An 11,991-nucleotide genomic window follows, 5' to 3' on the forward strand; every position below is an offset into this window, starting at 1 on the left:
AAAGGGTTTCTATTTTCCTTGTATCTCATTTAGGTTAATTGACAATACCCGACCCATTTGCCGCCCGTTCCGGTAGGTGACCGCTTTTACATCTGAAGCGCCGGGAGGAAGCATGATGGGGCCACCTGTATATCTCGTGGCATATTGATCCGGTATCACGCCATCGAAGGTGTAATAAATTTCCAGGTCTTTCACTTCCGTGGTAAACGAAATTGTTGGTTTACCAGCCGCGTCTTTCTTCACATGGATCTGCGGATCATAAACAGCAGGCGCATAGTTGACCCCTGCATAATATAAACGTACAAAATGCTTTTCTACTCTGGAAAGAAATTCGGCAGTTGATCTCATTTTTTTTGGCGACCAGTAAATTTCTGATAAGGCAAAGGCTCTTGGCCAGGTCATGTACTCCGCCCTACCGGGAGAAGAGATAAACTCTGTCCACAGGTTGCCCTGCCCGCCTAAAATATACTGTTCATCCACTTCAGCGGGCACCGGTTCATACTCATATGTTCTTGTAAGGGTGAGATAGGCGCCGCCTGTTTGCTCGATGTGCATGTCGGTTTGCATATAATCGAGGTAACAGAAACTGGTTGGCGTCATCACTGCTTTATGCTGCGCCCTGGCGGCAGCAATTGCTCCTTCATAGCCGCGCCACGACATTACCGCCGCTCCGGGGGCCAATCCGCCTTCCAGTATCTCATCCCAGCCAATCACTTTTTTTCCATGCTTGTTCACCAGCTTGGTCACTCTTTTTATAAAATAGCTCTGCAATTCTTCTTCGTTCTTCAAACCTTCTTCCTTCATACGTTTCTGGCACAACTCGCAACGCTTCCAAAAGCTCTTATCCACTTCATCCCCGCCTATATGGATATACTCGCCGGGGAACATGGCCGCAAGGTCGCCTATGAGCGTATCCAATACTTCGAAGGTCCTTTCTTTACCGGCGCACAATACATTTTCGCCGGCGCCATCGTTGCTGCCGCTGTACATCTGCCTTGGTTTCCCCGAACAGCTGAGTTCAGGATATGCGGTAATAATAGCGGCGCTATGCCCCGGCATATCTACTTCCGGCACGATAGTAACATGGCGTTCCTTTGCATAACGGATAGCTTCCGCAATTTCAGCAGCGCTGTAAAAACCGCCGTCGTTGTTCCTTTCATCTTTGGCAGGCGGAGGAAAAGATCCCCATCTGCCCACTCTCAAAGGTCGCCATGCCGCTATTTCTGTTAAACGGGGATAAGATTTAATGGCCACTCTCCATCCCGGATCATCCGTCAAATGCCAGTGAAATACATTGTATTTGTATTTAGCCATCTGGTCTATATACTTCTTTACAAAACTAAGCGGGAAGAAATGGCGGCTAACATCCAGCATCAGTCCCCGCCAGCCGAACCTCGGGTAATCGGTTACTGCGATAACCGGCAACTGCAAGGCTGTTTTAATTCGTTCCCGTTTTTCTGTTTCAGGAGGCAGCAACTGGAGAAGGGATTGTACGCCATAGAATATTCCTGCCGGCGTGTTGGCAACAATAGCAATATTATTGGTATTGATGGTCAGCTTGTACCCCTCGTTGCCAATGGTTTTATCGCTGGCCGTATTCAATGATAATCGTATAGTCTTTCCCGTTGCAGATGGCTTTACAGGTATTTTATAGCCTGTAACCTGGTCAAGCAATTCTTTCAGGAAACCTGCTTCTGTTGCCAGGTTGGTTCCTGCAACAATTACAACATCCTTTGAAATGGTGAAAGCGCCTTTACCAACAACCTGCTGTACCGGTTGAGGAATAAGGGAGGGCGCCTGTTGCGCGGATACTGATCCTGCGGTAACAATGGAAAATAGCACTATAGCTGCAATTTTTTTAAACATCACGTCTCTTTTTAAGGTGTATGGGCATCCCGTCTTTTTCAGCAAAAGACGGATGCCCATACGGTGTTGATTAGAAAGCCAGTGAACAAGAAAAATTTATTACCAGCCCGGGTTCTGCCAATCCTGGCCAGATATCTGCTTTACTTTATTGACTTCTGACTGATCTATAGGATAGAGTAAGAATTTATTATCAGAACAATTCCTGTCTTCAAATTTAAACCTTGTATAAGTAAGATCTGCACCATTTTTAGTGATCCGCATGCCTGTTACGAACTTATCGGTTTGGTCCAGGACTTTCCAGCGGCGGACATCGAAGTACCTATGTCCTTCAAAGGCCAGTTCAACGGCTCTTTCGTTGCGGTATTTCTTTTCGAAATCGGCTTTTGACATGCCTGCAGGGAAAGGCGGCATTCCTGCCCGGGCCCTGACAGCGCTCACCGCGTCGCGGGCGCTCATTGAAAAACTGCCCACATTCACTACCGCATCCGGACCTACTGCCTGGTAGGCTGCTTCGGCAAAGTTGAGATACAGTTCTGCTAACCTGAACAACCTGATAGAACCATCCTGGTTGGTAGATTCGTTAGACCTGAAGCTGTTGAATTTGCGCATATAGTAGCCAGTAGGCGTATTCCTGAAATTACTAGCGTCAATGCCTTCTCTTCCGCCCACAAATGTTTCCACTTTTATACCATCCGGATCGTTCAGGTTGCGTACAGCCCCATTGTAATAGATAGCAGTATAGAAACGAGGGTCCCTGTTGGAATAAGGAGTAGCAGGATTGTAACCGGAAGCGGTATTGATGATCGGGTTTAGATGCGCCGCATCGCTGTAACCGGTGATAGGCGCCTCGCCATTGCTCATTTCATACCTGTCTACCATTTCCTGGGTTGGGCAGGCGCCTGCCGATGCGCCGGCAGTAATGGAAGGCAGGCCCGAATTTTTCCAGATCTGCATTTGTCCTCCAAGATGCAGGATCGTTTCTTTATCCCTCGACCGCTGGTCGTTAGACCCGATCAGGTGATAAAGCCCGTAAGCATTTTGAGAGGCAGAATTGGCAGGCGTTTCAGTGAATAGTTTGTAATCGTTGGCCAGGCACTGCGACAATGCTTCTGCGGTAATGTCTTTCGCTTTCTCCCAGGTATAAGTACCATCAGAATACAAAGGGCTTGCGGCATACAACACGGCTTCTGATTTGATCGCATAAGCGACAGCGCGGGACATGATACCATACTGGTTCTCATAGATCTGCCAAGGGAAACCAGCACGGGCTGTTGATACCTTCAACGCCGAATCACAATCTGCCAATATCAATGTCACGATCTCACTTACTTTATTCTTTTTGTCTTTAGAAAAATCATGATAGATGGTCAGCAAAGAATCAGTTAACGGCGCTTCGCCATAGCGTTTGATGAGTTGCAGGAAATACAGCGCCCTGAGTGTGCGGGCCTGCGCCGTCCATCCGGCTTTTTCTTCCTCTGTAGCAATAGTATTGGAAGCGCCTATATTAGCCAGGAAGTAATTGCATTTACGGATACCGGTATAAAGATTATCCCATGGATCTCCATCGGGTGATATACCACCGTAATTAATAGAGGTTACCGCTCCCGTATACCAGTTCCTGGTTGCTGTTACCCTTGGATCGGCCAGGTTGGCATCCTGTGCTTCGTCGCTGTAAACGGCCCTGTTGAAGGCAGGTGCAGGACAATAACCATAACAGGAGTTCAGGTAGGCTTTTACCCTGTCGTAGTTATCAAAGATCTCAGGCGTCGTTAAACGGCCATCCGATGGCAGGTCCATTTGCTTCTGGCAGGCAAATAACCCGATCACGGTACATAATATGATGATAATTTTTTTCATATCCTTCTAGTTAAAAGATTAAAACCCTACATTCAGTCCTACGTTGTATACACGATATACAGGGATGGCAAGATATCCGCCGCCTTCAGGACCAAAATCCTTTGTTTTCATATGATCCCAGGTGATTAGATTCTGGCCGCTCACCAATACGCGTATTTTATCTGCCGCTATCTTCCTTGCTACAACATCAGGCAGCGTATATGATAATTCCAGGTTTTTCAGGCGGATATAGGAACGGTTGTAAAGGAAAAAGTCGCTGGCCTGGAAATTGGTGCTTGTTTTCCTCGACAATGCAGGATAAGTGATCGTTTCCCCGTTCGCATATCTTTCCGGTGTCCAGGCATTGGCATGAAGCGCAGTAAATGTTCCTTCATAAGCGTTTTCATACACCCCGGTTCCTGAAAACACGGTATAAAATTCTCCTACGCCCTGGAACAGGAAATTCAGGTCGAAACTTTTGTACCTAACGCCACCGGATATACCAAACGATTTCCTTGGAAGGTCTCCATTCCCTAATGGCGCTTTATCTTTCTCATCTATCATTCCATCTCCGTTCAGATCCTTATAGATCAGGTCTCCCACTCTCACCTTACCTAACGCGGTGTAGTTCAGGTTACGTTTGCTGAGTTCCTCTTCTGAATTGAACATGCCATTACCGTTGCTGTAATCTACCAGGTAACCAAACGACTGGCCCAGCGAATATCCTTCGCTCCAGTGGCGGTATGCATATCCTTCTCCCTTATCAGCTTCGTTCCAGCTCACAACAGTATTCTTCTGGTAGCTGAGCATGCCGCCTACTGAAATAGTCAGGTCTTTATTTAGGTCTTTCACATAGTTCACTGAGATTTCATATCCTTTATTCCTGAAGATCCCAACATTCTTACGGGGATAGTTGGCTAGCGGGAAGCCCTGGTAAGCAGGGATTTCGTTGATGGCGCCTACTACCATGTTATCCATTTTATCCTGGAAGAGATCGAAGGAGATCGATAAGGCGTTGAACAAACCGATGTCTATACCTGCGTTTTGCTTGGTAGATATTTCAGCGCTGATAAAAGGATTGCCCAATGCGTTTTCGACGATGGTACCGCCCAGCGAACCGATTGGTCCTCCGCCTCCGCTCCTGATATCATCCAGGTAAGCATAACGGGTCACTCCTATCTGGTCGGTGGCTGTTTTACCCCATGAAACCCTTGGTTTCAATTGTGTTAACCATTTCTGTCCTTTCAGGAAGTTTTCGTTAGCCAGCTCCCAGGCCAAAGCTACAGATGGCGTGGCCGTCCACCTGTTACCTCTTACGAACTGGTCGGATTGTGAATATCCCAGGTCCAGTTTTACGAAGTAACGGTTATCATACCCGTAGGTAGCTTCCGCTCCCAGGCTTAACCTGTTCCATGGCAATACGTTGGGCATAGACGTTTCAGTCCTTGTCAGGTTCTGGTAATACATATAACCCAGGCCTGTTACATGGTGCTTGTTGAAAGTCCTGTCGTAGCCCAGCTTTGCATTATAGGTCAGGTGATAATAAAGCGAATGGCTTTTTGAATATCCCAGCGGCGTATTGGTTCCGCCGGAAGAAGGCCGCTGTCCGTTAGGCAAAACACGCTCATAATTCTGGGAAGCCACCAGGCTGCCTACTGAGTTGGTTTGATAGGCAAAGGTTCCGGTGAGGTCGAGTCCTTTTGTCAGGAAGCCCAGGTCTATATCCAACCCTGCCTGCGAAACGATATTGGTTACTGTATGCCTGGTGAAACCGGAACGGTTCAGGTATGCGTACGTGTTAGAGTTAAAAGAATTCGTCACCACCATCCTGCCTCCCGGATCTATTACTTTACCGGTAGCAGGGTCTACTTTCATCTCGCTGACCGGTCCGTAAATGTTTGGCGGCGTCTGGAGCATGCTGCTGTATACATTGGCAACACTGGCGCCTGCCGGAACGCGTTCTCTCTTTACGTTTCCTGCAAGACTCAGGTAAGCCTTGATGTACTTATGCAACTGCATATCCATGTTTGTGCGATAGTTCACCCAAACATCGTTTGCATCTGTTTTATACTTGGTTGTTTCGGTATTGAACTGTCCTCCCTGGTGCATAACGTTCAGGTTGGAGTAGAACTGCACTTTATCGTTACCTCCTGTGATACCCACATTGACACGCTGCATCAGGGCAAAGTCACGGAAGTATTTGTCGTACCAGTTGTTATTCGGGTACAGTTTGGGATCAGCGCCATTCTTATACCCTTCGAGCTGCTCATCAGTGTAGGTTGGCGCGCTGCCGTCGTTCTTTGCCGCTTCGTTGATCAGCCGTGCATAATCGTAAGAACTGTACCAGGTGGGCTTGGTCGTTACCTGTTGCCAGGCCTGGTCCAACCGTACATCTATTTTCAGATCCCCTTTTCTTCCTCTTTTTGTTTGTACCACTATCACCCCGTTGGCTCCCTGTATGCCATACAAAGCCTGGGTGGATGCATCTTTCAATACGCTGATGGATTCAATCTCGCTGGCTGAAATGTACTCCAGCGTCTGTGCGGTGTTATAGGCGCTTGGTATCCCGTCTATCACCACCAGGGGACCGTTTTTCCTTTCGGAAGAATATCCTCTTACGTTTAATTGTGTATTGGCGCGTGATGGTTCGGAATAGGTTTCCTGGGCGGTAAGACCTGAGAGCCTGCCAGCGAGCGTCAGGCCAAGGTTTGCCACAGGCGCGCGTTGCAACTCCTCTCCGCTGACGGTCGATACAGCGCCGGCCAGCTCCCTGCGTCGCTGCGTGCTGTACCCCAGCGCAACTATCTCATCTTTCTTATGTGCATCTGGTTGCAATACAACAACCGCCTGTTCACCGGCATGTACAGGAACTGTTTGCAGCAGGAATCCCTTCTGGTAAAAGGTGATCTGCGAATTATCCTCGCTTACTTCAAACTGGTATTCACCTTTTTTGTTGGTGCTGGTACCTGTTTTGCCATCCGGAGTATTTACCAGGACGCCCTGCAGCGGCCTGTTGTATTGGTCTGTCACCTTCCCTTTTACGATGGTGGAAATTTGTTGTGCTGAAAGCTGGGAGCCGAAGGCTGTCAGCATAACAAAAGCACTAACAAATATGGTATGTGGACTAAATTTTGATCTCATTTGATTATCTGTTATCGGCGTTTGTAAATGTGGTTACCATCCCGGGTTTTGCCAATCCTGGCCTGTAATTGCTTTCAGGCGGTTGGCTTCAGCCAGCGGCACTGGCCAGCGCAGGAATTTGTTGGTGTAGCACAAACGCTCTGATTCACGAACAGGGCGGCGTTTGTAGGAAAAAGTTCCATCCGGTCTTCGGGTGATCTCCATTGCAGTAACATACTTATCGGTTTTCGACAGGTCGCCGTTCGGGGCTGTCCACCTGCGTACATCGAAATACCTGTTCTCTTCCATGGCTAATTCAACCCGTCTTTCATGTCTTACACGGAGGATCATTTGTTCTTTGGTTAAACCGGTTGGGATATCGGGCATGTTCACACGGCGACGGATCTCGTTTACTGCAGCTGCGGCTTCATCCAGGTGTCCTGCTTCTGCGGCGGCTTCCGCGAAGTTGAGGATCACTTCTCCCAGGCGGAACAACTTGGTGTTTGCGCCGGCAACGATCACGTTTCCTGAACCGGCATTGGGGTGCTGGAATTTACGTTCGAAATACCCGGTGCGGGTAGCTTTTCTTACAGTCCCGCTAATCCCTGTCTGCGGCTCTCCCACCCAGGTAGCTACTACCCTTGTACGGTAACCAATACCTGCAGGATAGTTCTCTACGGATTCAGCTACTTCATTGAAACCCCACCATGCGGTTCTTTTTGACCCATTGTAATAGATGGAAGCATAGAAACGCGGGTCCCTGTTCTTATACGGATCGTCAGGGTTGTAGAGGGTATTCGCTTTATTGTAGTTAGGTTGGGTATGTTTTTCGTCCAGGTATGGATTTGCCAGGTCCAGGATCGGTTGGCCATCTATTGTTTCGTAAGCATCCACGAGCTCCTGCGACGGGCAGGTACCGGATTTATAGCCATCCTGTGCGCCTATGCCATCGATATTCCATACATTTCCCTGGTTATCCCGGCTTTCCCAGATGGTTTCCCTGTCTAAAGGCACCGATTCGCTATAACTAACCTTATTGGTGAAATATTCGTTGTATAAAGCCGCGTATTCGTTGTTATCGGGGCCAAAATGGGCATCTTCCGATTTATAGGTGGAAGGGAAATTCACCTGCCTGTAAAGTTCATATCCCATCTTTCTCAGGTTAGCCAGGGATGTTTTATTTACCTGGTAGGCTTCTTCCCAGTAATTTCCACCATCATTATTCAGCGGGCTGGCAGCAAAGAGGATCATTTTGGATTTGATGGCTTCCGCTACCGCTTTGGTCATCCTGTAAGGCTCGTTCCTATCCATGATCCGTTCAGGTAAATTCAGCGCCAGCGCAGCGTCACAGTCTTCTATAATGAATTTTACAACATTATAATAACTCTCCTTTTTAAGTTTGGAAAAGTCTTCTGTGAAGTTGTAAGGACTACGGGAGATAGGCAGCACAGGGCCGAACCATTTCAGCAGTTCAGAATAAAAATAGGCTCTCAGCAGGTATGCTTCTGCTTTATAACGGCTTTTCACATCCGGGTGGAGTTGTGCGCTGGCGGTATCTATACCGTTAATGATCAGGGCGCAGTTGCGGATGGAAGTCCAGTATTTAGCCCAGTAATCGCCGTTCCTGGCATCGAACGAATTCAACGGAGTGAAGTTCTCGGCCGATACGCTTCCGCTGTAAAGACGGCCGGAAGACAAGGTGGGTTCTGACTCAGCATCGGTATCCCAGGCTTCATCGCTCCAGACAACCGGACCACGGCTCCAGAAGTAATACCGCGTACCTTTGGTAGGTACGTTATCATAACATGTATTGAGCAGACCTCTGAGCTTGGTGGTATCTGTAAAAACATCGCCCAGTGAGATCTTCCCATCAGGGGCCATATCCAGGGCTTTATTACAGGCCCCGACAGACAACATAGAAAGCACGAAGAAATAAATATATAGCTTTTTCATAACTGCATATGTGGTTGATGGAATTAGAAAGTGGTATTCAGACCCAGGTTATACGTTTTGGTGATAGTGTAACCCAAAGGACCTCCATTTTCAGGATCCAGGTGAGTAGTGTGCAACTTGCTCCAGGTGAAAGGATTCTGGGCGCCGATATACAAACGCGTCGCCTTCATCCTGATAGGCTTCAGCCAGCGCTGTGGCAGGTTATAAGCCAGTTCCAGGGTTCTTAAACGAACATAGGACCTATCCTGTATGAAGAAATCGTTCGGCACCTGGTTGGTATTGGCAACTGTGCTCAATGCAGGATAAGTGATCTTTTCTCCTTTCGCATATCTTTCTGCCGTCCATGCATTTTTATGATAATCGAAATAGGTACCTAAAGTGGTTGTTTCGTATACTCCCTGGTCGCCATACTGACCAGAGAAACGGCCAACTCCCTGCAGGAATATTGTCAGCTCCCAACCTTTGTAACCAATATTCAGGTTGCCGCCGTAAACAGTACCGGGTATACCGGAATACTTGATAGGCGCCATGTCTTTGTTATCTACTACTCCATCGCCATTCAAATCGATATATTTAAAATCTCCCACTCTCGGTTTTCCAAATCCGTAAGTAGTATGCGCCAGGTATTCGTCCAGTTCTTTCTGTGAATTAAAGTAGCCGTTACCGTTACTATAGTCGATCTTATACCCGAAATTCTGTCCCAGCCTGAAACCGGTGGTGCGGTAGCGGTAAGCGTATTCGAGCCCGCTGATGGCTTCATCAAAGTATTTCACTACGTTATTATTGCGGGCATAGTTGATGCTTACATTCAGGTACAGGTCTTTGGCCAGGTCTTTACGGTAAGCTACTACCAGTTCATACCCCTGGTTATCCACCTTTCCCATATTCACTTTCGGGATATTTCCCAGCGGCACACCCTGGATAATAGGCACCATACCACGTGAGATGAGGATATCTGACCTGTTCTCAAAGTAGTAGTCGAAGTTCACTGTGAGGCTTTTGAAGAGCTCCAGGTCTATACCATAGTTTTGTTTAACAGAAGTTTCCCAGGTAATATCCGGGTTCCCCAGCAGTCCCTGGTTTACAACGCCGCCCAGGCTGCCCAGCGGGCCTCCGCTGGTTGTAGTAGTGATGTTCGACTGGTAGAGGAAACGGGTAGATCCCATTTTATCGTTACCCACCTTACCATACGAAGCTCTGAGTTTCAGGTTAGTGAGGTAGTTGTTTCCTTTCAGGAATCTTTCGTTGGTGATCACGTAACCAACCGATACAGCGGGGAAGAAACCGAAACGCCTGGAAGGCGCAAACTGTTCAGACCCGTTGTATCCCATATTGAATTCGGCAAAATAGCGATTATCATAACCATAGGTAGCCCTTCCTGCAACGCCTATCACGTTGAAAGGGATTTCACCGCCGGTAGATTCCCAGTAGTCGCGCTGCCCCAGGAACATTCCGCCGATGGCATGTTTGCCGAAAGTGCGGTTATAGTTGATACTGGCCTGGAGGTTAATGTTATAACGGGAGTCTACTCCTTTTACAATAGACAACCTGTCGTCGCTCTGTTTCTTTACGCTGTAAGAAAGTTCGTCGGTTTCATAATTTACGTTGGCGATGTAAAGCGGTTCGTATTTGCTGCCCTGCATCGCGGAGGTAGAGCGGGAATCGTAAGAGATCATTCCTTTCATGCTCAGACCTTTTGTTACCGCCTGGCTCAGATCCCATTCCATCCCGAAGGTGCTGTTCAGGTTGGAGCGGAGCTCATTCCTGAATCCCTGCCTGTTGGTCACTTCAAAGGCGCCACGGTCGAGATACGGCGGGTGCACTACCATGCCAGGTTTTACACCGTAGCCATCAATGGTAGTTGGGCCAGGAGTGATAGGCAGGATAGAACGGGCCTGGTACATGATATCGTTCATCATCCAGTCTGTGGACGAACCCGGATAAGTATTGGCAGAAGGCATATTCACTTTCTCTATATAACTGGCGATTTTGAGAAATGCTTTCAGCGTGTTGGTTACTTTATAATCCAGGTTGGCGCGGAAGTTAAAGCGATCCATTTTGAAAGAAGGATCGTAGCCGAGTTGTGATTTAGGTTCGGTTTTGATATTGCCGCCCTGGTGCAGGTAAGCCACGTTTGCAAAGTAGCTGGCGCGTTCTGTGCCTCCTGTCATATTCAGGTTCACCCTGGTCTGAGGAGAAAAACGGGCTACCAGTTCGCGGAAATAATCGTGGTCGGGATAGATATACTCCCTTACTTTTTTCTTCCGTTCGTAGTCAGGATCGTTAGGATCCAGCCCTGCTAAGGGATTCCTGTATTTATCAATAATTTCTTCGGAGAAAGGTAAAGGCAGGCCATCGTTGGCAGATGCCTGGTTGCGCAGTTCCAGGTACTCTACAGAATGCAGGCGGCCGGGTTCAGTAGTGAAGGCCGACATGCTCTGATCCACGCTTAGATTTAATTCTGTTTTACCGGGGGTACCTCTTTTAGTAGTTACCAGGATTACGCCATTGGCGCCTCTTACCCCGAACACTGCTGTAGCGGAAGCGTCTTTCAGTACTGTTACGGAAGCTACTTCGCTCGCATCCAGGGTACGGAGGTTATCGCGGGGTACGCCGTCGATGAGGATGAGAGGACTCTGGCCGTTGGTAGTGCTCACGCCTCTTAAATAAAGGGAGGCATCGTCACGCCCTGGTTGCCCGCTCGACTGCACGGCAGCCAGGCCGGGCAAACGCCCTGCGAGAGCGGAAGTTAAGCTGGCCGAGCTGCTTTGCCGCAGTTCCTGCCCGCCTACGGAAGCAACAGCGCCGGTAACCGAAACTTTTTTCTGCTGACCGTATGCCATTACCACCACTTCGTTCAGCTTCTGATCGGAAGAGACTAATCTTACCAGGAAGCTGGTTTTGTTATTGATGGATACCAACTGTTTGTTGTATCCAATAAAGCTGAAAATAAGTACGCCACGCGGATCGGCATCGAGAGTAAATTTACCATCGGGATTTGTTTGTGTGGCAGTGTTGGTGCCCTGCAGTTGTACGGTTACCCCCGGGATCGGCGAAGAACCTGCCGAATCCAGGACGGTTCCTGATACTTTGATCTTGTTCTGGGCCAGGGATGTTAGTGAGCTGACTATTCCGAATAGGAGCAGACACACCGTCACCCAACGACGATTGTTGTGTTTTTTCATATCGTGGTCTTTTAAGACTTCTGCTGACGCG

Annotated in this window: 5 protein-coding genes; all 5 read right to left on the minus strand. The window is 48.3% G+C overall.

Translation table 11 applies throughout. From position 1 onward, the window contains the following. Positions 1-9: 9 nt before the first annotated feature. The 5 genes from BLV62_RS10050 to BLV62_RS10070 are packed head-to-tail and all read right to left on the minus strand — an operon-like array spanning position 10 to position 11,960. A complete protein-coding gene (locus tag BLV62_RS10050) occupies positions 10-1,926 on the minus strand; it encodes a beta-N-acetylhexosaminidase (RefSeq protein WP_089761221.1) in 1,917 nt (638 codons plus the stop codon). A gap of 39 nt (positions 1,927-1,965) precedes the next feature. Next, positions 1,966-3,723, minus strand: coding sequence for a RagB/SusD family nutrient uptake outer membrane protein (locus BLV62_RS10055; RefSeq protein ID WP_089761222.1), 1,758 nt, complete (start codon positions 3,721-3,723; stop codon positions 1,966-1,968). 18 nt (positions 3,724-3,741) lie between these two features. Continuing rightward, positions 3,742-6,843, minus strand: coding sequence for a SusC/RagA family TonB-linked outer membrane protein (locus BLV62_RS10060; protein ID WP_089761224.1), 3,102 nt, complete (start codon positions 6,841-6,843; stop codon positions 3,742-3,744). Between the two features lie 33 nt (positions 6,844-6,876). Continuing rightward, positions 6,877-8,775, minus strand: coding sequence for a RagB/SusD family nutrient uptake outer membrane protein (locus BLV62_RS10065; RefSeq protein WP_089761226.1), 1,899 nt, complete (start codon positions 8,773-8,775; stop codon positions 6,877-6,879). A 23-nt stretch (positions 8,776-8,798) separates the two neighbouring features. Next, positions 8,799-11,960 carry a SusC/RagA family TonB-linked outer membrane protein gene (locus BLV62_RS10070; protein WP_089761228.1) on the minus strand — a complete coding sequence of 1,054 codons (3,162 nt, stop codon included), beginning with the start codon at positions 11,958-11,960 and terminating at the stop codon, positions 8,799-8,801. Between the last annotated feature and the right edge of the window lie 31 nt (positions 11,961-11,991).

The organism is Chitinophaga terrae (ex Kim and Jung 2007) (assembly GCF_900107795.1).
Classification (GTDB): domain Bacteria; phylum Bacteroidota; class Bacteroidia; order Chitinophagales; family Chitinophagaceae; genus Chitinophaga; species Chitinophaga terrae.

Excerpts from the sequence above, each read along its gene's own strand:
- BLV62_RS10060 (WP_089761224.1), bottom strand. The coding sequence starts at position 6,843 with ATGAGATCAAAATTTAGTCCACATACCATATTTGTTAGTGCTTTTGTT.
- BLV62_RS10055 (WP_089761222.1), bottom strand. The coding sequence starts at position 3,723 with ATGAAAAAAATTATCATCATATTATGTACCGTGATCGGGTTATTTGCC.
- BLV62_RS10050 (WP_089761221.1), bottom strand. The coding sequence starts at position 1,926 with ATGGGCATCCGTCTTTTGCTGAAAAAGACGGGATGCCCATACACCTTA.
- BLV62_RS10065 (WP_089761226.1), bottom strand. The coding sequence starts at position 8,775 with ATGAAAAAGCTATATATTTATTTCTTCGTGCTTTCTATGTTGTCTGTC.
- BLV62_RS10070 (WP_089761228.1), bottom strand. The coding sequence starts at position 11,960 with ATGAAAAAACACAACAATCGTCGTTGGGTGACGGTGTGTCTGCTCCTA.